Origin of the sequence: uncultured Bacteroides sp., assembly GCF_910586915.1 — a bacterium.
In the GTDB taxonomy this organism is placed as follows: domain Bacteria; phylum Bacteroidota; class Bacteroidia; order Bacteroidales; family Bacteroidaceae; genus Bacteroides.
The window spans coordinates 1-22,892 of sequence record NZ_CAJULN010000005.1; the positions used below are offsets into that span (position 1 = coordinate 1).

The 22,892-nt window shown below is 44.3% G+C and carries 25 protein-coding genes; 12 read left to right on the forward strand and 13 right to left on the reverse strand.

The window, feature by feature from the left end:
- Both QZ331_RS03245 and QZ331_RS03250 read left to right on the forward strand, forming a co-directional pair.
- A partial coding sequence (locus tag QZ331_RS03245; protein ID WP_294627998.1) for an AMP-binding protein occupies positions 1-1,297 on the forward strand: 1,297 nt, incomplete at its 5' end.
- Positions 1,298-1,456: 159 nt separating this feature from the next.
- A complete protein-coding gene (locus tag QZ331_RS03250; protein ID WP_294627999.1) occupies positions 1,457-1,675 on the forward strand; it encodes a hypothetical protein in 219 nt (72 codons plus the stop codon).
- 92 nt (positions 1,676-1,767) lie between these two features.
- Here QZ331_RS03250 and QZ331_RS03255 read toward each other — a convergent pair whose 3' ends face one another.
- The 8 genes from QZ331_RS03255 to rpsF all read right to left on the reverse strand — a co-directional run bounded on the left by QZ331_RS03255 (position 1,768) and on the right by rpsF (position 9,617).
- Complete coding sequence (locus QZ331_RS03255; RefSeq protein WP_294628001.1) at positions 1,768-2,676, reverse strand: sugar phosphate isomerase/epimerase; 909 nt, start codon at positions 2,674-2,676, stop codon at positions 1,768-1,770.
- Positions 2,677-3,042: 366 nt separating this feature from the next.
- Positions 3,043-3,903: a DUF1080 domain-containing protein gene (locus tag QZ331_RS03260; protein WP_294628003.1), complete on the reverse strand. Its 861-nt coding sequence runs from the start codon at positions 3,901-3,903 to the stop codon at positions 3,043-3,045.
- Positions 3,904-3,943: 40 nt separating this feature from the next.
- Positions 3,944-5,431 carry a Gfo/Idh/MocA family oxidoreductase gene (locus QZ331_RS03265; RefSeq protein WP_294628005.1) on the reverse strand — a complete coding sequence of 496 codons (1,488 nt, stop codon included), beginning with the start codon at positions 5,429-5,431 and terminating at the stop codon, positions 3,944-3,946.
- A 12-nt stretch (positions 5,432-5,443) separates the two neighbouring features.
- A complete protein-coding gene (locus QZ331_RS03270; RefSeq protein ID WP_294628007.1) occupies positions 5,444-6,556 on the reverse strand; it encodes a Gfo/Idh/MocA family oxidoreductase in 1,113 nt (370 codons plus the stop codon).
- 238 nt (positions 6,557-6,794) lie between these two features.
- Positions 6,795-8,459 (reverse strand): DUF6377 domain-containing protein, encoded by a 1,665-nt coding sequence (locus QZ331_RS03275; protein WP_294628009.1) that lies wholly within the window; start codon positions 8,457-8,459, stop codon positions 6,795-6,797.
- A gap of 80 nt (positions 8,460-8,539) precedes the next feature.
- Complete coding sequence (gene rplI / locus QZ331_RS03280) at positions 8,540-8,983, reverse strand: 50S ribosomal protein L9 (protein WP_294628011.1); 444 nt, start codon at positions 8,981-8,983, stop codon at positions 8,540-8,542.
- A 14-nt stretch (positions 8,984-8,997) separates the two neighbouring features.
- On the reverse strand, positions 8,998-9,270 hold the full coding sequence (gene rpsR / locus QZ331_RS03285; protein WP_002562536.1) for a 30S ribosomal protein S18: 273 nt from the start codon (positions 9,268-9,270) through the stop codon (positions 8,998-9,000).
- Positions 9,271-9,272: 2 nt separating this feature from the next.
- Positions 9,273-9,617, reverse strand: a complete 345-nt coding sequence (rpsF, locus tag QZ331_RS03290; protein ID WP_024987198.1) for a 30S ribosomal protein S6 — start codon at positions 9,615-9,617, stop codon at positions 9,273-9,275.
- Between the two features lie 161 nt (positions 9,618-9,778).
- Here rpsF and QZ331_RS03295 point away from each other — a divergent pair, with 161 nt between their 5' ends.
- Together QZ331_RS03295 and QZ331_RS03300 are read left to right on the forward strand one after the other, a co-directional pair.
- Positions 9,779-10,225 carry a MarR family transcriptional regulator gene (locus tag QZ331_RS03295; protein WP_294628033.1) on the forward strand — a complete coding sequence of 149 codons (447 nt, stop codon included), beginning with the start codon at positions 9,779-9,781 and terminating at the stop codon, positions 10,223-10,225.
- 140 nt (positions 10,226-10,365) lie between these two features.
- Positions 10,366-10,542, forward strand: coding sequence for a hypothetical protein (locus QZ331_RS03300; protein ID WP_294628034.1), 177 nt, complete (start codon positions 10,366-10,368; stop codon positions 10,540-10,542).
- An 80-nt stretch (positions 10,543-10,622) separates the two neighbouring features.
- Here the strand turns inward: QZ331_RS03300 and QZ331_RS03305 are convergent, their stop codons facing one another.
- The 3 genes from QZ331_RS03305 to QZ331_RS03315 all read right to left on the reverse strand — a co-directional run bounded on the left by QZ331_RS03305 (position 10,623) and on the right by QZ331_RS03315 (position 15,303).
- Positions 10,623-11,324, reverse strand: coding sequence for a response regulator transcription factor (locus QZ331_RS03305; RefSeq protein WP_294628036.1), 702 nt, complete (start codon positions 11,322-11,324; stop codon positions 10,623-10,625).
- A gap of 1 nt (position 11,325) precedes the next feature.
- Positions 11,326-12,882 (reverse strand): HAMP domain-containing sensor histidine kinase, encoded by a 1,557-nt coding sequence (locus QZ331_RS03310; RefSeq protein ID WP_294628037.1) that lies wholly within the window; start codon positions 12,880-12,882, stop codon positions 11,326-11,328.
- Between the two features lie 264 nt (positions 12,883-13,146).
- Positions 13,147-15,303: an elongation factor G gene (locus tag QZ331_RS03315; protein WP_294628039.1), complete on the reverse strand. Its 2,157-nt coding sequence runs from the start codon at positions 15,301-15,303 to the stop codon at positions 13,147-13,149.
- A gap of 245 nt (positions 15,304-15,548) precedes the next feature.
- Between QZ331_RS03315 and hemW the strand changes: the two genes are divergently transcribed.
- Entirely contained in the window at positions 15,549-16,679 is a 1,131-nt protein-coding gene (gene hemW / locus QZ331_RS03320) for a radical SAM family heme chaperone HemW (protein WP_294628041.1), read from the forward strand.
- Between the two features lie 315 nt (positions 16,680-16,994).
- On the opposite strand, the gene QZ331_RS03325 is transcribed toward hemW, so the two are convergent.
- Positions 16,995-17,135 (reverse strand): hypothetical protein, encoded by a 141-nt coding sequence (locus QZ331_RS03325; RefSeq protein ID WP_294628043.1) that lies wholly within the window; start codon positions 17,133-17,135, stop codon positions 16,995-16,997.
- Between the two features lie 65 nt (positions 17,136-17,200).
- On the opposite strand from QZ331_RS03325, the gene QZ331_RS03330 reads away from it, so the two are divergent.
- From QZ331_RS03330 to QZ331_RS03355, 6 genes are all read left to right on the forward strand, one after another.
- Positions 17,201-17,557 carry a 6-bladed beta-propeller gene (locus tag QZ331_RS03330; protein ID WP_294628045.1) on the forward strand — a complete coding sequence of 119 codons (357 nt, stop codon included), beginning with the start codon at positions 17,201-17,203 and terminating at the stop codon, positions 17,555-17,557.
- Between the two features lie 65 nt (positions 17,558-17,622).
- Entirely contained in the window at positions 17,623-18,234 is a 612-nt protein-coding gene (locus QZ331_RS03335) for a TetR/AcrR family transcriptional regulator (protein WP_294628047.1), read from the forward strand.
- A 189-nt stretch (positions 18,235-18,423) separates the two neighbouring features.
- A complete protein-coding gene (locus QZ331_RS03340; protein WP_294628049.1) occupies positions 18,424-19,116 on the forward strand; it encodes a hypothetical protein in 693 nt (230 codons plus the stop codon).
- 53 nt (positions 19,117-19,169) lie between these two features.
- Positions 19,170-19,865, forward strand: coding sequence for a hypothetical protein (locus QZ331_RS03345; RefSeq protein ID WP_294628051.1), 696 nt, complete (start codon positions 19,170-19,172; stop codon positions 19,863-19,865).
- A gap of 202 nt (positions 19,866-20,067) precedes the next feature.
- Positions 20,068-20,355 carry a LysO family transporter gene (locus QZ331_RS03350; RefSeq protein ID WP_294628053.1) on the forward strand — a complete coding sequence of 96 codons (288 nt, stop codon included), beginning with the start codon at positions 20,068-20,070 and terminating at the stop codon, positions 20,353-20,355.
- Entirely contained in the window at positions 20,352-20,954 is a 603-nt protein-coding gene (locus QZ331_RS03355) for a lysine exporter LysO family protein (protein WP_294628054.1), read from the forward strand. Before QZ331_RS03350 ends, QZ331_RS03355 begins: the two co-directional genes overlap by 4 nt.
- A 35-nt stretch (positions 20,955-20,989) precedes the next feature.
- Here QZ331_RS03355 and QZ331_RS03360 read toward each other — a convergent pair whose 3' ends face one another.
- Positions 20,990-22,054 carry a DUF2027 domain-containing protein gene (locus QZ331_RS03360; RefSeq protein WP_294628056.1) on the reverse strand — a complete coding sequence of 355 codons (1,065 nt, stop codon included), beginning with the start codon at positions 22,052-22,054 and terminating at the stop codon, positions 20,990-20,992.
- 121 nt (positions 22,055-22,175) lie between these two features.
- Between QZ331_RS03360 and QZ331_RS03365 the strand changes: the two genes are divergently transcribed.
- Positions 22,176-22,871 (forward strand): HAD family hydrolase, encoded by a 696-nt coding sequence (locus tag QZ331_RS03365; protein ID WP_294628058.1) that lies wholly within the window; start codon positions 22,176-22,178, stop codon positions 22,869-22,871.
- Positions 22,872-22,892: the final 21 nt, after the last annotated feature.

Genomic DNA, 22,892 nt, shown 5'->3' on the forward strand with positions numbered 1-22,892 from the left:
AGGCGCATTCTCACTGACCGACTTCCGATGCCTTTACCAACGCGACGGGGAAACCATACAGAAGTTCCTAAAAAACGCCGACCGGGAAATGCACGCTTCTTATCCGAAAGGATTCGGCCGTGAAGATGTGCAGTACACCACATTGTCTAACGACAAGGTGATGCTGCTCAACTATACCTCCGGCACTACCGGTTTCAGCAAGGGAGTGATGCTGACGGGGAACAATCTTGCCGGCAACGTCACTTTCGGTATCCGCACCGAGTTGCTCAAAAAGGGAGACAAAGTGCTTTCTTTCCTTCCATTGGCGCACGCTTACGGTTGCGCGTTCGACTTTCTGACAGCAACGGCCGTCGGAACCCATGTCACCCTGCTTGGAAAAACTCCTTCGCCCAAAATCATCATGAAGGCTTTTGAGGAGGTGAAACCCAACCTGATTATCACCGTCCCGCTCGTCATTGAGAAAATATACAAGAATATCATACAGCCGCTTATCAACAAGAAGGGGATGAAGTGGGCGCTTAATATTCCTTTGCTCGACACGCAGATTTACAACCAGATACGCAAGCGGCTGGTCGATGCATTGGGTGGGCGTTTCAAAGAGATTATCATCGGGGGCGCAGCTATGGATAAAGAGGTGGAAGAGTTTTTCTATAAAATCAAATTCCCTTTTACCATCGGCTACGGAATGACAGAATGCGGACCGCTCATCAGTTATGCTCCGTGGAATGAGTTTGTATTAGGTTCTTCGGGCAAAATCCTCGACATCATGGAAGCCCGTATATATAAGGAGAACCCCGAAGCGGAAACAGGAGAAATACAAGTACGCGGTGAGAACACGATGGTAGGGTATTACAAGAATCCCGAAGCCACACAAGAGGTATTCACCGCAGACGGCTGGCTGCGTACCGGCGACCTCGGAACGATGGACGCCAATGGCAATATCTTCATTCGCGGACGCCTCAAGACCATGATTCTGAGTTCAAGCGGGCAGAACATCTTCCCGGAAGAGTTGGAAGCGAAGCTCAACAACCTGCCGTTTATACTCGAAAGTATTGTTATCGAACGCAACAAGAAGTTGGTAGCACTCGTTTATGCCGACTACGAAGCACTGGATTCACTCGGACTGAACAACCCGCACAACCTGCAAACCATCATGGATGAGAATCTCAAGAATCTGAATGCGAATGTAGCTGCCTACGAGCGAATCAGCAAGATACAACTCTATCCCACAGAATTTGAAAAAACTCCGAAAAGAAGCATCAAAAGATATTTGTATAACAGCATTGCTATCGATTGATATGTTCTAAAACATAGAGAAAGGACGAAAAAGAGGGGAGTTACCCAAAAAAGTATAAAAAAAGTTGGCTTTTCGAGAACAACGTATTGAAAAAGTACATACCTTTGCGCCGTTTTAATAAAGCAATTGATTGTATTACGTTTTTTAAAAGCAAAGAAAATGAAAAAATTAGTTTTGATGGCAGTAGCTATCGCAGCAGTATCTTTCGCATCTTGTGGCAACAAAGCAGCTGACGCAGCAAAAGCAACAGCAGATTCTATCCGTATCGCTGACTCAATCGCAGCAGTAGAAGCAGCAGCAGTTGAAGCAGTAGAAGTAGCAGATACTACAGCAACAGATAGCGTAGCAGCAGAAGCAACTGAAACTGTAGCTGAATAATTTCGGTAACAGCCAAGAGAGAATTGAAAGTCTGACCATGCACAAAGCATGAACAGACTTTTTTTTATGCCTTATCGCAAGCTGTCTTACAGTTACTTGAAATAGGAACTCTTCACAAAAGGAGCATTCAACAAATAATCCAGGCTCACCTCCACACTCTCCTCTACCGGAATGCTATATCTTTCAATTTCAGCAACAAGATGGTTTACCCCTGCCGTCTTCGCAAGATTAAAGATGGCATCGAAACCTACCATTCCACTCTGGCCAATTTCTCTGTGGTCTTTGATATGGAATATCTTGAAACGTCCCGGATACTTAGCAAAATAATCGACCGGACTGTTCTGTCCACGAACTACCCAGTAAACATCCATCTGAAAGAATACATATTCGGGGTTCGTATGTTCCAACATATAATCATACATCACATTCCCTTCCACTTTCTGAAACTCATGAGCATGGTTATGATAGCCGAACAGCAAGCCTTGTTGCTTACAGCGTTTGCCTATTTCATTGTAATAGGCACAGTAAGTTGCCAAATCCTTCAACGTTTTGGGCACATCCATCCAGGGGGCTACAATGTATTTCATTCCCGCCGCCTTATGGTCGGCAATGCATTTGTCCCACCAGGCGAGCGATTCGGAACAATCGCCCGAAGCAAGCTCTTCTGCCGACAACTGGCGTGTGCAATGCGAAGAGAGTACTTGCAAACCTGCCGATTCAACGTCTTTCTTAAACTGGCGGGGAGTGCGGTCGTAAAATTTACCGTTATTGTAATTGGCGGCTTCGACACCGGTATATCCCATGTTCGCCAACTTTTTCAGAAGGGCGATATAAGCAGGGTCGCACTTGCCGTCTTTGTTGTCGACCTTATCCAGCAAATCGCGGACGGAATAAAGCTGGATAGCTACTTCTTTTCGATTTTTCTTCTTTGTTTGCGCCGCCATAGTCATGGGCAATACGAACAGGGCAGCCAAAATATATATGTAAGTTTTAGTTTTCATGATAAATAGAATAGTATGATTATCCGCTATCTCCTCCCCTATCTGCCAAACAGAGTAATTTCACTCTCATAATCAGCCTGTTACAGCACATATATATGCTGGCTGTAGGACATATATGCGGTAGACGCAGGACATATATGCCGTGGAAGTTGGACATATATGCGGTGAAAACAGGATATATATGCGCTGCAAATACCTCATACAGAGAGGGAAAACAGCGGGTAATCATTAGAATAATAATGTTTACTCAGGGATAGAAAACAGGCACGAATCCCGCGAACTACACGATTGTCAAACAACAATCAAGGGGTCAGAAAACCGTGTTGTCCGACGTTATTCGTGCCTTCTCTCGTTTAGTTTATGTGTTTAGTCTAAAATTTTCACGCGAATGTTGCGGAACCACACATCGTCGCCGTGGTCTTGCAGTCCGATAAATCCTTCATGGTTTGCACCACCGCAGTTGTTCAGCAGTTCAAAAGCCAACGGCCATCTCTCTTCGCTGAACTTGCTTGCCTGCAACATTTCCGTCCATTGTTTGGTCCACAAGTGATATTCCACTACGTTTTCACCGTTCTGTCCGTGTACAACTGTGCCTTTGTAAACCATAATCTTCGCCTTGTTCCACTCGCCGAAGGGTTTGGAATTTTGAGGAACAGCCGGAATCATGTCATACAAAGAAGCAGACTGACGGTTGCAATCTTTACCGAGTTTCGCATCGGGATGGTTGGCATTGTCCAATACCTGGTATTCGGGTGCGGAAATATAAATCGGTTCAAGTACCTCATTGCCGTTGTTGTCCTTTGATGTCACCTCCTGGGCCAGATAGAAAATACCGGAATTACCGCCTTTGGACACTTTCCATTCCATCTCCAATTCGAAGTTCTTAAACTTATGGGCAAAAATCAAGTCGCCGCCATCGCCGTCCTGGGCTTCACCGCCGCCGGTACCGTTGAACTTGATGCAACCGTCCTCGATGGTCCATTTCGAAGGAACGCGGTCTTTTCCGTAACCACGCCATCCGTTGAACGTTGTGCCGTCAAAGATAGTGATGTAACCATCCTTATCGATAGGTAAATTCAAGCTATCTGTTTCCATTGCTTTCAATGATTTGGAGTAAGACAAAGCCACTTCTTGAGCTGCCGGCTCACTGCCGGACTTCTGACCACCGCAGGAAGTGAAGGCTCCTGCCATTAAGCAACAAGCTAAAGGATAAAATACTTTTTTCATGATACTGTTTTTTTTGTTATTTGGTTAAGTTTTTCTTCTATTATCTGGGCATATCGGGCAGTCTCCAGCCTTCGCGGTAGTGATGTTTCACCAGTTCGGCGGCAAATTGTTTGGCATTGACCGGTTCTGTCCAGGTCTTGTCGAAAGTAGGGTGTCCGTCGTGAATCTTGAATCCGTCTTTCACACAAGTACGAATCGTTTCATTATCGCCGATGTTGGTGAAGCACATATTGGCACCGTCCCATTCCAATGTTCTGTGCAAGGCCTGCAAGCGGATTGCCAATACGCCCATTACCACCATTTCATTCATCGGTCCTGCTTCCGAGAAGTCGGACTTGGTCATGACGCGGCTCGATTTGTCCTCTTTACAAGCACGCACCCAGTCCATCTCGTGACCGCCATTCATGGCATTGGGCACACGGCGGCATACTTTCGGAGCATTCGGCTTACGTCCGGAAAGCAACCACGGGTTCTGTCCGTAGCATCCGCAAATGAGCGTGTCTTTCGTTCCGTGGAAAATAGTCAGACCGCCACCGCTCTGCATCAGTTCTCTACCTTGCGGGAATCCCTTCGGACGTTCGGGCATCAGACCACCGTCATACCAATGTATCTCTACTTCGGGCATCGCTACTTTCGGCATATTGTCGCGGGCAGGGAAAATCATCTTCACGTGCTGCGCCTGAGGAGCACAAGCACTCAGCAGCAGTGTAGAAGAACCTTCCACCTTCGTAGGATAACCTAACTTCAAAGCCCGGAACGGCTGATGCAGAATGTGGCAAGCCATATCGCCCAACGCACCCGTTCCGTAGTCCCACCATCCGCGCCAGTTCCAGGGATGATAAATCTCGTTATACGGGTTCAGTTTAGCCGGTCCGGTAAACAAATCCCAGTTCAGTGTGCTGGGAATGCGGTCTGCTTTCTCAGGAGCATTCAGTCCTTGCGGCCAGATAGGACGGTCGGTAGCGCATTCCACTTTGGTCACTTCACCGATTTCACCATTCCATATCCATTCGCAAACCAAGTCTGTACCTTCGTCAGATGCTCCCTGGTTACCCATCTGTGTGGCAACTCCGGTGGATGCAGCCAACTTTGTCAGCAAACGGGATTCATAAACCGAGTGGGTCAAAGGTTTCTGGCAGAATACGTGTTTGCCCAATGTCATCGCATCGGCAGTGATGATGGCGTGCGTGTGGTCGGCAGTAGCAATCATCACGGCGTCAATGGATTTACCCATTTCATCATACATCTTGCGATAATCCCAATATCTCTTTGCTTTCGGGAATTCATCAAACACACCTTTTGCATATTTCCAGTCTACGTCACAAAGAGCCACCAGGTTTTCAGTAGCTTTCACTTTGCTGATATTGGCATGGCCGATACCGCCGATACCCACAGCAGCGATATTCAGTTTATCGGTCGGCGAAACATGACCGTGACTCATACCCAAAATAGAACTGGGAGCAATGGTTATACCTGCCAAAGCGGCAGCCCCCGTCTTGAGAAACTTTCTTCTTGAAATGTCTGACATGATGTTATTTATTTAAGAGTTAATAATTTTTGGAAGGTTACTGTGCAACAATCCATATCCATTTTTCATATTTTTCCTTCGCTCACGAATCTGCTCCAGCGTATGCAAACTGCCGATAGCAGGCAAGTCGTGAGTACGTGTATCTTGCAGGAATGTCCATGCATACTCTGATGCAACGACAGAATCACGCATCAACGGCAGGCGGGGATTGCGCTGCCCGGTCAGCAGCGACTCGGCAAACAGTTCACACAGCACGTCTATGTTTTTCCCGCCGAAAGGTTTCTCTACCCGAAGCGTCCGGTTCACACCGTGAAGTTCGACTACAGCCGTCTTGAAGTCATGCGTCATACGCACCACCCCTTTGGTTCCGATAATATCTACATAGGAATTATGTGTCTGGTCTTTGGATAATTGCCCGTAAACAAAACCTTGAGTAATATCAAAGACTACGCCGTTCTGAAAGGTTCCGTGACACTGTACCCACCACGGGTCTTTGTAGCTCCACATATTCACTCCCTGCGCATTCCACGTCCGGTAGTCGCAACCGGCATACCAGCGGGCGATGTCTACATAATGCATTCCGCAGTCATGAAAAGCAGGTCCTTCGTATTCGTGCCCTTCGCCGGGCGCCAACCCAGGCGTCATGTGGCAAATCCGCACAATGGCAAGTTCACCGATTTCTCCCTCCTGTATATACTCCTTCATCAGATTATGATACCAGGAATTGCGCAAATATAAATTCACGGTAGAAAGAAGCCCTGAATTTTCCGTCATCTCCACCACTTTCCATTCGTTTTCTATGGTATCTGCCACGGGTTTTTCCGAAATGATATGCTTGCCGTAACGAACCGCCTTTGCTATCTGCTCCATCCGCGAATCGGCCAACGTGAACAATCCGACTACCTGTACGCTTGCATCTTCAAAAATACATTGATTATCTTCTACCACAAGCGACTCCGGAGATAACTCCTCAGCCAGACTGCGCAGCTCCGGATTCGTATCACATATATAAGCAATATCCCATCGCCCACTCTTACGCATCGCCTCCCAATAGAATCGTCCCATTCTACCGAAACCGATGATGCCAACCTTTACCTTTGTGTCTACTGAAAATTGCGTGTTCATAAAAAACATAGAATTTAAGTACAAAAAAACAAACCCGATTATCGACCTTTTCCTCCAAACGGAGTTATCGAAAACCGACAGTGCAAAACTAACCAAATAAGCAACACGCTATCCGGCTTGAACAACTTTATGTAGATTAAAATAAAAGCTAAATATCGTTTATACAGATATTTAGCTTTTCAAAGGATTACCAAAAATGTAGATAATATGGAAGGGATTTTCACCCCATTATGGTCTATTATTTCTCTTGATTGGAATTTATTTTCATGATTTCATTCTCAAACTCGTCTCTATCTACCGCCGCTTTGTTCCTCATCTTGGTGCGATAGTTATAGACCGTACTCGTAGAGCAACGAAGGAAATTGGCAATCTTATTGCTATCGGTAATTCCCAAGCGCAACAAGGCGTAAATGCGAAGTTCTCTATTCAACAGTGCATTCTGTTTCAACACAATCTGCTCTTCCTCTTTCAGCAACGCATTAAAATCGGCAACGAAAGTAGGATACAAACTCAAAAAGACTTTGTCGAAACGGGCATACAACGCATTCAGTTCTTCGTCAATGAGCACAGATGACTTCAATTTTTTAATCAACTCCTCGTATTGCTTATTGATAGCACACTTATACAACACATTTTGATACTTCTCCATCTTGCTGATATAGCTGAAACATACATCGAAAAACTCTGCTATATAATGTTCTTTGACATTACTGATTTCGTACAACTGGTTATTCGTATCATTCAACTGGCTATTCATGCAGTTGAGTTTGTCGTTCAACCGCAAAAGTTCCTTATTACTTTGTGCTAATGCCTGCTTGATTCTCAATATCTTCTTCATTTGAACATAGATACATATCACCAGCAAGACCAAAAGAAACAAAATGATACTCGTTGAAATAAGAAAAGTGGTAAGATTCGACTTGGAACGTGCCAGCTCCGCCTGATAAGCAGTATTAATAATGGTATTGAACTTATAAATTTGGATTGCCCTGAAATGAATACCCGAAGAAATAACATCGTCAATGGCAGATTGTGTAAACTTAAAAGCATCTGCCAACTTCTTTTCCTCATAGTTTATCAGCGCGAGATTCTGCAAAGACGCATTCTCCCGTGTAGCATTCCGCGTATCGGCTATTGCCGATAGTATCAAATACTTCTTCTCGTCATCATACTTTTTCTGAACCCTGCATAAAATCGAATACAGGTGGGTAGCTCTTGCATAATTAGGTGTTCCTACCTCTTCGGTATTCAGCAATTCGATAAACATCTCTTTCGCTTTCAGTGTATCCCGCCAAATATAATACGATGCACGATGTATTTTATACTCCCAGGAAGTATGGTCCATAAGTGCAATCAGCGAATCCTGATAAACTGCCTGCTGCCGTCCATACGTATTATTGGCAGCCGAAACGGAATAATGATCCCAAAAACTGGCATACGTTTCATAGTAAGTAATCCGTAAATCTTTGGAAAGTGTGGAAGAATTTATGTCTTTCAATATCATTTCCGCCTCCCTGAATCTGCCGGACATGGAATACAAAAGACTCAAGTGCAAGGAGGATTGGACTGTCAAATCAGACTTGTTCAATTTGCGGGAGATTTCAATATTATCTTTCACATAGTGAATAGCCGAATCTATATGAAACTTTTTATATTCTTCGTACAACCGAAGATTGATTCCATATTTTCCTTCAAGCGTCAGACCGGCGCCTTTTAACATACACTTTATTCGGCTTATTTTATCTTCTTTCTTCTGAATAAAAATGTGTTTTCCATCTATAACCCTATGCAAAGAGTCCGTCAACAACTTCAATTCATTATCCGCATAAAGAGCACTGCCGATTCCTAAAGCAACCAACAGAAGCAACAATCTCTTTCTCAGCAAAAAACACTTGATTTTCATAATATTAACAGGGGATAAAAACAAAAAAGCGATTTATTCCTCGGAACAAATCGCTTTTTGTATATGAAGTAAATCTGCTCTTATTCAGCAACTACCTCGAAAGGAATTTCTACAGAAACTTCCTTGTGAAGTTTAACTACAGCTTTGTAGCTACCTACTTCTTTCACAGCGTCTTTTACAACGATGATCTTTCTGTCGATTTCGTGTCCAAGTTTTGCCAATGCTTCAGCAATCTGGATGTTACCAACAGAACCGAAGATTGTACCGGTTGAGCTAACTTTAGTTGCAATAGTCAAAGATACGCCTTCCAACTTAGCAGCAGCAACTTCAGCGTCTTTCTTGATTTTCTCAAGTTTGTGAGCACGTTGTTTCAGTTCTTCGGCCAACATTTTCTTTGCAGAAGGAGAAGCGATGACAGCTTTTCCAGTCGGGATAAGATAGTTACGACCGTATCCGGATTTTACGTTTACGATATCGTTCTTATAACCCAAGTTTACTACGTCTTCTTTTAAAATAATTTCCATACTTTTCCTCCTTCTTATTTCATCATGTCAGTTACATAAGGCAGTAATGCCAAGTGACGAGCTCTCTTCACAGCCTGCGCAATACGACGTTGGAACTTCAAAGAAGTACCTGTGATACGACGCGGAAGGATTTTTCCCTGTTCGTTCAAGAATTTCTTCAAGAATTCAGGATCTTTGTAGTCGATGTAACGAATACCGCTTTTTTTGAAACGGCAATATTTTTTCTTCTTAACGTCTACTGACGGCGGAGTTAAATATCTGATTTCCGATTGAACTTGTTGTGCCATGATTAATCCTCCTTTTTGTTTGATTTAACACTTCTTCTCTTCGCAGCGTATTCAGCAGCATACTTATCCATCTTGAAAGTCAAGAAACGGATTACGCGTTCGTCACGACGGAAGTTTATTTCCAACTTGTCAATTACAGTAGGTTCTGCATTGAACTCAATCAGTTGATAGAAACCTGTAGACTTCTTCTGAATGGGATAAGCCAATTTCTTCAGTCCCCAGTTTTCTTCATTGATAATCTCAGCACCTTCAGCTTGAAGAATACCTTTGAATTTTTCTACCGCTTCCTTCATCTGAACATCAGATAAAACGGGAGTTAAAATGAAAACGGTTTCGTATTGATTCATACTTTCGTTTAATTAAATAAATAAATCTTTGATTTTTAATTGCGAGTGCAAAGGTAGGCATTTTATTTTGAACTACAAATATTTAATCTTTTTTTGTATCCGAATGTAGGAATTATCCGTGAAGTGGCTTAACTTTGCAAAGTTGTTTAAACAATAATTTCATGATAGAGCAATTTAATTTCGACATCCGGCTTATTTTCGCCATATTGAATGGTAAAGTTTCAGCGGCAATCAACCGTAAACTGTACCGTAACTTCCGACAGAATGGTTTGGAAATCAGTCCGGAGCAATGGACAGTACTCATTTTCTTATGGGAAAAGGACGGAGTGACCCAACAAGAGTTGTGCAATGCAACTTTTAAAGATAAACCCAGTATGACCCGTTTGATTGACAATATGGAACGGCAACATCTCGTTGTACGCATCTCTGACAAAAAAGACCGCCGCACCAACCTGATACATCTCACCAAAGACGGAAAAGAACTGGAAGAAAAAGCACGTGTCATCACAGGGCAGACATTGAAAGAAGCCCTTCAAGGTATCACACTTGAAGAACTGAGCATCGGACAGGAAGTATTGAAAAAGGTATTCTTCAATACGAAGGATTAGATAGAGAAACAGCCCTTTAAATCCTAAAATCCACTAAATAGTACCGCCATAGTGGATTTTTTATTCAAATAATTTCGCCCGTTAAAGAATTATGCTTTAATTTGTGACTGGAATATAATAATCTATTAAAATACACACACATGAAAGGCTTATTAAAGAACTTGGGATTGATTTTAATCTTGGTTGGAGTCGTTATCCTGCTGGGTTGTTCCTTTACAGGCAATGTAAACAACAATGCCATTCTGGGTACTTCGGTAGTATTGGTAATACTGGGACTCATTTCTTATATCGTTATCAATAAGAAAATCGCTGATTAATTTCGTAGAAATCAATAAAAAATCCCGAAAACGAATGTTTCCGGGATTTTTTATTGCGGTTACCGGGCTACAACCTCACATTAAGACTCAACGTCCGGCGTAATCAGTTTATAACCTTTTCCGTGGATGTTGATAATCTCGATAGAATCGTCTTCTTTCAGATGCTTACGCAACTTGGTGATATACACATCCATGCTGCGGGCGTTGAAATAATTATCGTCAATCCAAATAGTCTTAAGCGCGAAATCACGTTGCAGAATCTCATTGGCGTGAGCGCAAAGCAAGCCGAGCAATTCGGATTCTTTGGTAGTCAGTTTGGTCTGCTTGCCATCCGCAGCCAAGATTTGTTTTTGGGTATCGAAAGTAAACTTACCAATCTTGTAAGAGTTGCTTTCTTTGTTTTTCTTTCCGCGGACACGTCTCAGGATTGCTTCAATTCTGAACGTCAGTTCTTCCATACTGAACGGTTTGGTGATATAATCATCCGCACCAATCTTAAATCCTTCGAGAATATCTTCTTTCAGCGTTTTTGCCGTCAGGAAGATAATAGGTATTTCAGCATTCGCCGCACGGACATCCTGTGCCAGCGTGAAACCATCTTTCTTAGGCATCATCACGTCAAATACGCACAAATCATATTTATTCTTCAAGAAAGCCTTATAACCGGCTTCGCCGTCGGGATACAACTCGGCAGAATAACCTTTTGCCTGTAAATATTCTCTTAAAAGCATGCCAAGATTCTCATCATCCTCGCACAATAAAATACGCAGTTTCTCGTCCATATCAATTATTTTTTAATAAAGGTAATGCTATAATAAATTTAGTTCCCACGTTCAGGTCGCTTTCCGCCCGGATGGTTCCCTTATGGTCGGTGATAATTTTCTTCACATAAGCCAATCCCAGTCCAAAGCCCTTCACATCGTGCAGATTACCCGTATGCACACGATAGAACTTTTCAAATATCTTTTTCAGGTTTTCCTTCTTGATTCCGATACCGTTGTCCTGTATCGAAATCATCAGTTTGCCTGATTCATTCCATGTTCTCACTTTCAGTTCCAAGTCTTCCTCCGGTTTCTTGTATTTCACCGCGTTGTCCATCAGATTAAAGATTACATTCGTTATATGCATCTCATCTGCAAATATAACAGGATCGACGGCTTCAAGGTTCGATGTTATCTTACCATTGTATCTCTCCACTTTGAGGGTGAAGGTATTGATAACTCCTGCTATCAGTTCGTTCGCTTCAATCTCTTTCATCTTCAGCGTTGCTTTCTGACGGTCGAACATCGACATCTGGAGTACTTTTTCCACCTGGAAGCGCAATCGCTTGGTTTCATCGTTTATAACTCCCGATATATGCTGAAACATCTGCGGGGATTTTCCTACCGCGGGGTCTTTCAGCATTTGCGCCGCCAACGAAATGGTGGATATCGGCGTTTTAAACTCGTGCGTCATATTGTTGATGAAGTCATTCTTCATCTCTGTCAGTTTCTTCTGACGGAATACGATATAAATTGTAAAGATGAATGTCACCAACAACACGATTGTAAATATCAGCGACGGAATCATGAAGCTGATTGAGTCGAAGAGATAATCTCTTCTTCCCGGGAAATGCACCTTCAATACACTCATCTTTGCAGGGGGGTCGTTCTTGAACAACGCCTGCTGATAGAATTCGTCACTTCCCTTTCCGTCGTAATCCGCACAACGATAGACTTCCCGTCCGTCTTTGTCAATCACCGAAAAGTGAAAAGGCAAGTCTATACCATTATTATATAGGTTCGATTTCAGATAACCGTTCAAGTCGCCAAACCGTACTCTTTCGCCAATCGACTTGTCGCTTGCCCGATAAATCATCTGCCAAACCACTTCGTTGAGCAACTCGCGCTGGTACATATATCGGTTTTTGATAGCTTCGATAAGCGAGCGCGAGGTTTCCGGAATCGTTTTCGTTCCCCTATAAGGAGAAATCATCGCTTTCGGAAGTTCGGACGGTTTGGTAGTCATCACCTTCAATTCAAAATCCGTATATACCTTTCCGTCTTTAGACTTCATGGTAAACCGTTGCGTCTGCTGAACCAAGCCGTTCTGCCGCAATGAAGCACTGTTCTCCATCAACGCTTTTCTCTCGGCTTCGGAGACGTCTTCAATCAACCATCGTTGCGTTTCCGCATATTCCACATCCTTAGATACCTGATCCAAGCTATTGCGTACTGCCGCATCGAACCCTTCTTTCCGGGTCTTCATCATTTCCTCTATGTAGCTGACCTGCAAATACAGCAAACTGAGGAAAGAAAGCCCCATTATAATACCTAATATCCAAATTGTTGACTTCTTCATAGCAACAAAATTAACACAGCCTAATTAACACTCCTAACACATTAACTTGATTTAACCGGAACTTCCCGGAAATTAACCGAAAGGAGAAATTTAGGTTGTATTCTGATTACTACAACAATATAACCCCTCCTTTGGTTTGCAAATTTAATAAAAAATTAAATTTTCACCTTGCGTTTTTCTATCTTTATTAATCATGGTTAAACAAAAACCGCCCCTTTTTACTTAAAAAAGGAGGCGGTTTTAACACTATTAAAAAACTACGGACTATTCTTCGGTTTGTTTGGCTTCAAAATCCTTCATCAGTTTATCCTGAACATCGGTCGGTACAAGTTCGTAGCCGGAGAACTTCATGATAAACGATGCGCGTCCGCCGGTAAGCGAGCTGAGTGCCGTAGAGTAAGACGACATTTCTTTCAAAGGCACCTTAGCCACCAGTTTTTCGAAACCTTTCTCGCTGCTCATACCCATAATCATGGCACGGCGTCCCTGGAGATCGCTCATCACATCTCCCATTCTGTCGGACGGCACGAATACTTCCACATCATAAATCGGTTCGAGAATTTTCGGGCCTGCATTCTTGAATGCTTCGCTAAAGGCGTTGCGTCCGGCAAGCATGAAGGAGATTTCGTTGGAATCTACCGGATGCATCTTACCGTCGTACACAATGACCCGTACGTCGCGTGCATACGAACCGGTCAGCGGACCTTGTTCCATGCGCGACATGATACCTTTCATAATGGCAGGCAGGAAGCGTGCGTCGATAGAACCACCTACGATGCTATTGATGAATACGAGTTTGCCACCCCATTCCAACGTCACTTCTTCGGTACCTTTTACGTTTATCTTGAATTCCTGTCCGTTGAACTTGTAGGTATCGGGCACAGGCATACCTTCTTTATACGGTTCGACAATGAGGTGAACTTCGCCGAACTGGCCTGCACCACCGGATTGTTTCTTATGGCGATAGTCGGCGCGGGCAGCCTTCGTTATTGTTTCGCGATACGGAATCTTCGGTTCTTCGTATTTGACTTGAAGTTTTTCGTTGTTTTCCAAACGCCATTTCAACGTACGGAGATGGAATTCTCCCTGTCCGTGCACCAAAGTTTGTTTCAGTTCCTTCGACTGTTCGATTACCCACGTCGGGTCTTCTTCGCGCATACGGTTAAGGATGGTCATCATCTTTTCCACATCAGCTTCGTTGACGGGTTTGATGGCACGCGAATATTTGGAGTTCGGATATTTGATAAAGTTGAATTTATAGTCACACTCCTTGCCGTTGAGTGTGTTTCCGGTCTTTACGTCTTTGAGTTTCACGGCTGCGCCGATGTCGCCTGCACGTAATTCTTCCACTTTCACGCGGTTGCCGCCTGCCACGACATAAAGTTGTGCGATACGTTCTTTCGAACCACGGTCGGCATTCAGCAAATCGTCGCCTTCGTGCACTTTGCCGCTCATTACTTTAAAATAAGATACTTCGCCGATATGCGGCTCTACGCTTGTCTTGAAGAAATAGAGCGACTGCGGACCGTTTGCATCGGGAGCAATCTCCTTTCCGTCCGTATTTGTCACCTTCGGCATTTCAGATACGAAAGGAACCACGTTGCCCAAGAACTCCATCAGACGGCGGACACCCATATCCTTACCGCCGCAGACACAGAACACGGGGAACATACCTCGGGCGATGAGTCCTTTGCGGATACCTTCGCGCATTTCGTCTTCCGAGAGGGAATCCTGTTCAAAGAATTTCTCCATCAGACTTTCATCGTTTTCGGCAGCCGCTTCGACCAAAGCTTTGTGCATTTCCATTGCTTTGTCCATCTCTTCTGCCGGAATATCTTCAATCGTGGGAGCACCGCCTTCGGGTTTCCACGAGTATTTCTTCATCAACAATACGTCAATCAGGGCATTGAAGCCGGGACCCGTACTGATGGGGTATTGGATGGGAACAACTTTGGAGCCGTACGCTTCTTTCAGTTGTTCGAGGATGTTATCGTAGTCGCATTTTTCATTATCAAGCTGGTTGACAAGGAAAATGACGGGTTTATTCAACTTTTCTGTATATCGGAAGTGGTTTTGCGTGCCGACTTCGACGCCGTATTGGCCGTTGAGGAGAATAATTGCAGTGTCGGTCACGTTCAAAGCAGTCACAGTGCTGCCTACGAAGTCGTCCGAACCCGGACAGTCGATGATATTTAGTTTTTTATTGTTCCATTCTACATGGAGAACGGTGGAGAAAACGGAGTAACCATACTCTTGTTCAACAGGGAAATAATCGCTTACAGTGTTTTTGGCGGCAACAGATCCGCGACGTTTTATAACTCCACTCTCGAAGAGCATTGCTTCCACGAGAGTGGTTTTCCCGGCGCCCGAACTACCTAACAAGGCTATGTTCTTGATTTCATTCGTCTGATATACTTTCATAATATATAAGATTTTAGTAATTACTCAGTATGTTTCTCACATACCATTTATTTAGTTGGCGCAAATTAGGGATTAATTGGGGGAAAAACAACTTTTGGGGTAATGTTACTAAACAATGTTATGTAGCATATGACCGGCAGAAAGAGATTTCGGGCCGTTGTTTTGTGTTAAGAGAAAACAATTCTTTGATACATTCTCCGATAATAGTCTTACTTTTGCAGGCAAGAAACTCTAACAACATAGTCATGGCAGGTATTTATCTCCACATTCCTTTCTGCAAAACCCGTTGCATCTACTGTGATTTTTACTCAACTACGCGAAGCGAACTGAAATCGCGCTACGTGCAGGCACTCTGCCGGGAGCTTGAGATGCGGAAGGAGTATCTGAAGGGGGAGCGGATAGAGACGGTTTATTTCGGTGGCGGCACTCCTTCGCAACTGGAGGAGGAGGACTTCAAACTATTGTTCGACACTCTGCAAAAGTGTTATGGGATGGAGCACTGCCATGAAATCACGTTGGAAGCCAATCCCGACGACTTGTCGGCAGAATACCTGCAAATGTTGTCTTCGCTGCCGTTCAACCGCATCAGCATGGGGGTACAGACGTTTGACGATGCCACGCTTACATTGCTGAAACGCCGCCACAACGCCCGCACTGCCGTCGAAGCGGTGAACAGATGCCGGCAGGCCGGGTTCCGCAACATAAGTATCGACCTTATATACGGACTGCCGGGCGAAACGAAGGAGCGTTGGGAAAGCGACCTCCGGCAAGCCATCGGCCTGCAAGTGGAGCACATCTCTGCCTATCACCTGATTTATGAGGAGGACACTCCTATCTATAAGATGTTAAAGCAGCATCAAGTGCACGAAGTAGACGAGGATTCCAGCCTGGAGTTTTTTACGTCGCTGATAGAGATGCTGCAAAAAGCGGGATTCGAACATTACGAAATATCCAACTTCTGCCGTCCCGGCAAGCACTCTCGCCACAACTCTTCGTATTGGAAGGGAATCCCCTACTTAGGCTGCGGGGCTTCCGCCCACTCCTTCGACGGAGCAACGCGTGAATGGAACGTTTCGTCCATCGACCTATATATAATAGGTATAGAGAATGGCCAACGCAACTTCGAAACGGAGCGACTCGACCTCACTACCCGCTACAACGAGTTTATCATCACTACCATGCGCACCACCTGGGGAACTCCTTTGGAGAAGCTGAAACAGGCTTTCGGCAACGAACTATGGGAGTATTGCCGGAACATGGCTGCGCCTTACCTGCAAAACGGAAAATTGGAAGAACGCGACGATGCTTTGTGCCTGACGCGTGAAGGGATTTTCATTTCCGACAGCATAATGAGCGATTTGCTTTGGGTGGAATAACACAAGGGTAATCCGTAGACAAACTCTCCGCATCGCACTACTTTTCAACAACCGACACGACAAATGCGTTAAAATGATTCTTTTTCACTCCAAAAAGGACAGGTCGTTTGTGCGCAAACAACTGGTAATAAAATCATTATATATCAGTAACAAACTTCCATCCGATTAGATATAAAGTTACGTTTGATTGTTCATAAACTATAAACGCAAGTTTCGTTTTTATAAATGAAGCCTTCGTTTATAAAAATGAAAGCTCCGTTTATATAAACGAAGGCTTCATTTATAGTTTGCAATCGGTAAAAAGAAAGATGGATATTACGCTCCGAGAAGTTTGTATCCGATAGAGGAGAACTTTATGACGGGTCGTCTGAGGGCAGGATAGCGGTCGTTCTTGTCTGCAAACCGCTTGATTTTCCAACAATATCCCCATCGCTTACCATCCAATTCAGATGACATTAAAATTGCGAAAAGTTTTTTTATACAAGAATGTTTGCTAAATTTACACGAAAAACACCGGACATATGGGAAAGAATACTATATTCGTACTGATTGTAGCTGCTATTTGCGCGTGTTGCCAAGCAGATTCAGTTGCCACAAGCGAAGCGGTTATCATTGATTCGTCACAGGTCGTCCATAAAAAGACAACACTCATGTCTTCCGTTATGGAAGTTTCCAATGTCATACCGCTCGAAACATCCGATTCCTGCCTATTGGGCGAAATAGAGAAAATAATCAAACGGAACGGAATCATTTATGTAAAATCACGCAACAACCCTTTGATGCTGTTTGACGAAAAAGGCCGTTTCCTACATACAGCCGGAAAGATAGGAACAGGATCGGAAGAGTATTCCATGCTGGTGGATTTTGACATAAAATAGAGTATAAGATAAAAGATTGATGAAAATCTGCCATAGTCATTATCAACGCTAATCCTAATAAACAGATGAAAACCAACAGGGAAAAACTACTGCAAGATGCGTTCGTCATGTTTCTGCAATACAACTACGAACGGGCAAGCTACAGCCTGCTCACACAAGCTACCGGAATTTCCAAAGCAGGAATCTCATACTATTACCCCACCAAGCAGGAATTATTCGTGGCAGTGGTAGACCGCTACATATTCGACGTGCACGATGCAGACCTCAAGTTTACACCGGCTTCTTCGCTGGCCGAATTTATCGACCACTTCATTGAAAACGTGCGACGGACAATGGAATGGTATATCATCATACTCCAACAAGCTGAAAATACGGGCGACAGCACCGCTTTCTCCAATTTCTTCGGCTTCATGCTGCAAATACAACGCTATTATCCCAATGCCAAAGTCAAGCTATCGGCCTTTTGGGATAAGTTTCTCTCGCGGTGGAACACAGCCATCACCGAAGCCATAGAACGCGGAGAGCTGCGCCGGGACATTGACATAGAATGGGCAGGCAAAATGTTCTGCAACGCCTACTTAGGTATGTCGTTCATGCAATCTTTCTCCACAGGACTCGACGTTGAAGAGCTGAGACGCTCCTACAACCACCTTTACGATATGCTGAAAACACACTGATATACAAGCATTTCATTCCAACGCTACGGACTAAGCAAGTATAAAACCGACCAATCTTCCGAATTTAACCGGAAGATTGGTCGGTTTTATTTATAAATTACTTATATTTGCCCCCGAAAAGCATTATTCAAACATCAGAGAGACGAAGTAAAAACCTTATTTTCAATAATAATTAAAAAACAAAAGAGTATGACGTATCTTATTACAATCGGATGTATCGCCCTCTATCTGGGTTACTTCTTCTACACGAAACAGAAAAACGCACAACGCGCAGCAGTAGTCAGCCGGACGGATTTCAAAACGGAATTCACAAAGGCAGAAGCGTATCGGAAACAATTCCTCGATTCCGACGGACTTTTCCTGAAAGATGTGATGAAGCAAGAGCGAATCGACGCCGTCAACTACGCCAATATAGAGTATAGCGTGGCTGATTCGCTGAAAGACGGTATGAAAAACAAACTAAAGGGTATGGCAACATTGGGCACGGTGCGCTTCCGTTCGGTGCACACGCCGAAATACCTAATACTGAGCAACGAAACCCTGCATCTGTTCGATACGGACACGGACGGAGAGATAGATGCACATCTGACGTTTTCTCCCCACCACCTGCGCGAATCTCATTTGGAAGAATATCCGCTCAAAGGGCAGGAACAGGCACAGGCGGAAGCACGCGGCAACAACGTGCGTGCTTACAAACTGTCGTTGCAGACAGACGAAAGTCCGGTAGAACTGATTATTTACTCCTGCCTGATTTTCACCAATATTCCCGAACTGCCAGGCAGTCCCGAAGAAACTGTACGCGACATTGTGGTAGCGAACGACTTCCTCAAACAATTAGGCGACCTATACCCCAACCTAAAAGTTTCGCTTCCTATTCTCTGAACAACGCAATAGCGTATTGCTACATGAATAAATTAACCAAACAACAGATTCTTATGATTACAAAAGCAATGAAAAACAGTCGGATTGCCTTCATGACAATCGTCATCGTCACACTCTCTTCCTGTTCCTCCGGCAAAAACCGTTTAGGCATGGCCTCGGAAGAGGGTATCAATAAAGTAAAAGAATTAGTCCGCGCCCACGTCAACCCCGACGAAAACAAAATCTACCGCCTGCAATGGAAAGAGGACCGCGACGAACGCAAGTTGGACAATATACTGACGCACATCGATGTAGACTATATCGACAAGAACGACAAAGACTACTCTCTTTCCATCAACCTGAAAGACGGAGAATTCGTACCCGACGAACCACGGAAAAGCCCAAGAGACCTGTACTCTTACGAATATTCCACCCCTATCGACCTTGCTGACATCACCGTTGCCGACATCCAACGAATGACACAAGAGGGGCACGACCTGTTCAGCACACAAGAAGACGCCAAAGAGTATGAAATGAAATCGGTGGAAGCCTACGTGTTCTATATCCGACCCGTAGATAAAAGAGATATCGACCTTTGGAAAAAGAGCGAAAGCTGCAAAACTGAACACAAAGAGCTAAACTTCTCTTTCCAACTAAACTACATCAAAAAGGACGAACAACCGGAAGTGCGGGGACGCCATACTTGGACCAATTATTACACCATACCATTCACCGTAAACAAAGAAGGCAAGGTGGAGATAAAGGAATAGCCGCGCCTACACAGAAAATGCTCTTACCATCGCACATACCGCCTGCCGTCCGCTCCTGTAATATACGGACGGCAGGTTTTGTTTGTTATAACAAGCACCATATTTCTTCCCGGCCTTTGTGTCGGAAACCGTTAAATCCCCTTCAGTTATACAATTTTTTTCTTTATCTTTGCCATTCAATCTTTAAAAAGGCATACCAACAATGTTTATCATCATCGGAATCATGCTAACAGGCATACTCGCAGGCTACCTGCTGCGCAACAAACGGTTGACATGGATTTCTAAAATCATCACTTTCCTGATATGGGTGTTGCTGTTCCTACTCGGAACCGATGTAGGTGCAAACGAAGCCCTTATCAAAGGATTGCCCACCTTAGGACTGGAAGCGGTCATTATTACTTCGGCAGCCGTTGGCGGGAGTACCCTATGCGCGTGGGGACTTTGGTACCTATTATATATAAGGTATAAAAAGAAGGAGGTAAACCGATGAAAGGCAGTCTGATTATCGTTTCTTTCTTTATAGCCGGTATGCTGTGCGGAACTTTTCACCTTATCCCGTACGATTTCTCCGGAAGTAATCTCAGCTATTATGCCTTGTGCGGGCTGATGTTTTGTGTAGGTATCAGTATTGGCAACGACACAAACACACTGAAAAGTTTCCGTTCGCTCAATCCCCGACTGCTACTTCTTCCGGTTGCGACGATACTCGGTACATTGGCGGGATGTGCCGCAGCAGGAGCGCTGATAAGCCAGCGAGAAGTGACAGACTGGATGGCAGTAGGCGCCGGATTCGGTTATTATTCCCTCTCCAGCATCTTCATCACCGAATACAAAGGAGCGGAATTAGGAACCATCGCCCTGCTCTCCAATATCATGCGCGAAATCATTGCTCTGCTATGCGCCCCTTTGTTAGTGAAATATTTCGGAAAGTTGGCCCCCATCTCCGTCGGCGGTGCTACGACGATGGATACCACCCTGCCCATCATCACCCAATATGCGGGAAAGGAGTTTGTCATCGTCTCCATCTTCCACGGCTTTGTGGTCGATTTCAGCGTTCCTTTCTTAGTGACGTTCCTTTGTTCCGTTTGAAAACGGCTAATGATATACGCCGCCACCGGAAAACCCTATCTGACCGTCACCAACGTAGCACCGAAACCGTATTCCTGAAAAGAAGCATCCTGATAACGGCAAGTGTTGTATTTCCGTTTCAACTCGTCGATGATGGCTTTGCGGAGCACTCCGTCGCCTTTGCCGTGGATAAAGACAATCTTCTGTTCGCGCCGGTTCTTATAAGTATCCATCACTTCACGAAACTTATCCAGTTGGTAATTCAGCATTTCGGCATTGCTCATTCCCCGGATATCGTCCAGCAATTCGTCAATGTGAAGGTCTATCTCGATAATCCCGTTTCTGCCACCGCGTGGCTGTCCGGGCTTCATGGCAGGTTGCTGTTTCGGTTTATCGGTTGACTTCTTCTGCAACAAGGCAGCCTGAATCTCTTCTGCCGACACATAGACTTGCTTGGCGGGGATATCGTCCCTTACAATGTCGTATATCAGAGCCGGTTCTTCAAAGAATACGGAGTCGCTAAAGGTATGGAGTTTATAGAATTTCACTGTGTCTATTCGCAACTCTACGCTGACGGCAGGTTTGATAGCCGCAGGTTTGCCGTCTTTGAATGCTATCAATTGTACTGCTACCCGTTCTATTTCATTGAGCGCGTCTTTGGTGAATTCCTCAAGCAACAGTTTGGTATTAGGTTCCACCAAGCCGTACGAACGGTTTTTCCAGACTTTTCCTTCGGCACTCAGGTAGGTATAATAAAGGTAGTAGTTACTATCGTTCACCAAATAGGTTTCAAAAGGAGTAGTCATCATTGCTTTGGCGTCTTCGGGCACGTAGGCAAGGAATACGTTCAATACATCACCGCCACGCATTTCAGGTTGTCGGCGGATGACGGGCATTTCGAGTTTCGACGGTTTGGCAGGTTCTTCCGGTTTTGGCGACGAAGCGGCCGGCTTTCGCTTGATGTTATAATCGTCTGTTTCAATCACTACACATTCGCGCATCGGCATCGGGATGTCAAAACCGTCCGCATCTTCTACCAATACCGTATCTTTTCCCTGGAATCCTTTTACAATTCCACCGCCTACTTCACTGAGGAAGCGTACTTTATCTCCTATTTTCATGATTACATATTCAAATTAAAGTTCTAATTATAAGAAATATGAAGCAAAGATAGAGATTTTTATTATAACTTTACCGCACGACGGATTGGATATATTTTTAAAACCCTGCCAACAACAGCCAATGAACAAATCTATAAAAGTCATCGCTTTCGATGCAGACGACACCCTGTGGAGCAACGAACCATATTTTCAAGAAGTAGAAAAGCAATATATCGCCCTGCTGCAACCTTACGGCACTCCCGAAAAGACTGCCGCCGCCCTCTTTCAAACCGAAATGAATAACTTGAATTGTCTTGGTTACGGTGCCAAAGCCTTTACCATCTCCATGATTGAGACAGCTTTGCAGTTGAGCGGACAAACGATTCCGGCAACGGACATCGAACGCATTGTCAGTCTGGGGAAATCATTACTGCAAATGCCCGTCGAGCCACTTGCCGGAGTAGAAGAGACACTGAAGATACTGAAAGACACAGGAAAATACAGATTGGTAGTCGCCACCAAAGGAGATTTGATTGACCAGCAGAACAAATTGGAACGTTCCGGACTGGCGCCCTATTTCGAGCATATCGAAATAATGCCCGATAAGACAGAGAAAGAATATCTACGGATGCTGAATATCCTGCAAATCGCACCTGCGGAACTTGTCATGGTCGGCAATTCATTGAAATCCGATATTCAACCCGTTCTTTCTTTAGGAGGATACGGGATACACATTCCCTTTGAAGTGATGTGGCAACATGAAGTAGTGGATACATTCACACATAAGCACTTGAAACAGATAGAAAAATTCAACGAATTGCTTACCCTATTCGGATAGTCATACGTTGCTTGTCGGAAC

Excerpts from the sequence above, each read along its gene's own strand:
- rpsF (WP_024987198.1), bottom strand. The coding sequence starts at position 9,617 with ATGAATCAATACGAAACCGTTTTCATTTTAACTCCCGTTTTATCTGAT.
- QZ331_RS03275 (WP_294628009.1), bottom strand. The coding sequence starts at position 8,459 with ATGAAAATCAAGTGTTTTTTGCTGAGAAAGAGATTGTTGCTTCTGTTG.
- QZ331_RS03295 (WP_294628033.1), top strand. The coding sequence starts at position 9,779 with ATGATAGAGCAATTTAATTTCGACATCCGGCTTATTTTCGCCATATTG.
- QZ331_RS03355 (WP_294628054.1), top strand. The coding sequence starts at position 20,352 with ATGAAAGGCAGTCTGATTATCGTTTCTTTCTTTATAGCCGGTATGCTG.
- QZ331_RS03330 (WP_294628045.1), top strand. The coding sequence starts at position 17,201 with ATGGGAAAGAATACTATATTCGTACTGATTGTAGCTGCTATTTGCGCG.
- rpsR (WP_002562536.1), bottom strand. The coding sequence starts at position 9,270 with ATGGCACAACAAGTTCAATCGGAAATCAGATATTTAACTCCGCCGTCA.
- QZ331_RS03265 (WP_294628005.1), bottom strand. The coding sequence starts at position 5,431 with ATGTCAGACATTTCAAGAAGAAAGTTTCTCAAGACGGGGGCTGCCGCT.
- QZ331_RS03360 (WP_294628056.1), bottom strand. The coding sequence starts at position 22,054 with ATGAAAATAGGAGATAAAGTACGCTTCCTCAGTGAAGTAGGCGGTGGA.
- QZ331_RS03365 (WP_294628058.1), top strand. The coding sequence starts at position 22,176 with ATGAACAAATCTATAAAAGTCATCGCTTTCGATGCAGACGACACCCTG.
- QZ331_RS03305 (WP_294628036.1), bottom strand. The coding sequence starts at position 11,324 with ATGGACGAGAAACTGCGTATTTTATTGTGCGAGGATGATGAGAATCTT.
- QZ331_RS03345 (WP_294628051.1), top strand. The coding sequence starts at position 19,170 with ATGATTACAAAAGCAATGAAAAACAGTCGGATTGCCTTCATGACAATC.
- hemW (WP_294628041.1), top strand. The coding sequence starts at position 15,549 with ATGGCAGGTATTTATCTCCACATTCCTTTCTGCAAAACCCGTTGCATC.
- QZ331_RS03300 (WP_294628034.1), top strand. The coding sequence starts at position 10,366 with ATGAAAGGCTTATTAAAGAACTTGGGATTGATTTTAATCTTGGTTGGA.
- QZ331_RS03350 (WP_294628053.1), top strand. The coding sequence starts at position 20,068 with ATGTTTATCATCATCGGAATCATGCTAACAGGCATACTCGCAGGCTAC.
- rplI (WP_294628011.1), bottom strand. The coding sequence starts at position 8,983 with ATGGAAATTATTTTAAAAGAAGACGTAGTAAACTTGGGTTATAAGAAC.
- QZ331_RS03310 (WP_294628037.1), bottom strand. The coding sequence starts at position 12,882 with ATGAAGAAGTCAACAATTTGGATATTAGGTATTATAATGGGGCTTTCT.
- QZ331_RS03325 (WP_294628043.1), bottom strand. The coding sequence starts at position 17,135 with ATGTCATCTGAATTGGATGGTAAGCGATGGGGATATTGTTGGAAAATC.
- QZ331_RS03340 (WP_294628049.1), top strand. The coding sequence starts at position 18,424 with ATGACGTATCTTATTACAATCGGATGTATCGCCCTCTATCTGGGTTAC.
- QZ331_RS03315 (WP_294628039.1), bottom strand. The coding sequence starts at position 15,303 with ATGAAAGTATATCAGACGAATGAAATCAAGAACATAGCCTTGTTAGGT.
- QZ331_RS03260 (WP_294628003.1), bottom strand. The coding sequence starts at position 3,903 with ATGAAAAAAGTATTTTATCCTTTAGCTTGTTGCTTAATGGCAGGAGCC.
- QZ331_RS03255 (WP_294628001.1), bottom strand. The coding sequence starts at position 2,676 with ATGAAAACTAAAACTTACATATATATTTTGGCTGCCCTGTTCGTATTG.
- QZ331_RS03270 (WP_294628007.1), bottom strand. The coding sequence starts at position 6,556 with ATGAACACGCAATTTTCAGTAGACACAAAGGTAAAGGTTGGCATCATC.
- QZ331_RS03335 (WP_294628047.1), top strand. The coding sequence starts at position 17,623 with ATGAAAACCAACAGGGAAAAACTACTGCAAGATGCGTTCGTCATGTTT.
- QZ331_RS03250 (WP_294627999.1), top strand. The coding sequence starts at position 1,457 with ATGAAAAAATTAGTTTTGATGGCAGTAGCTATCGCAGCAGTATCTTTC.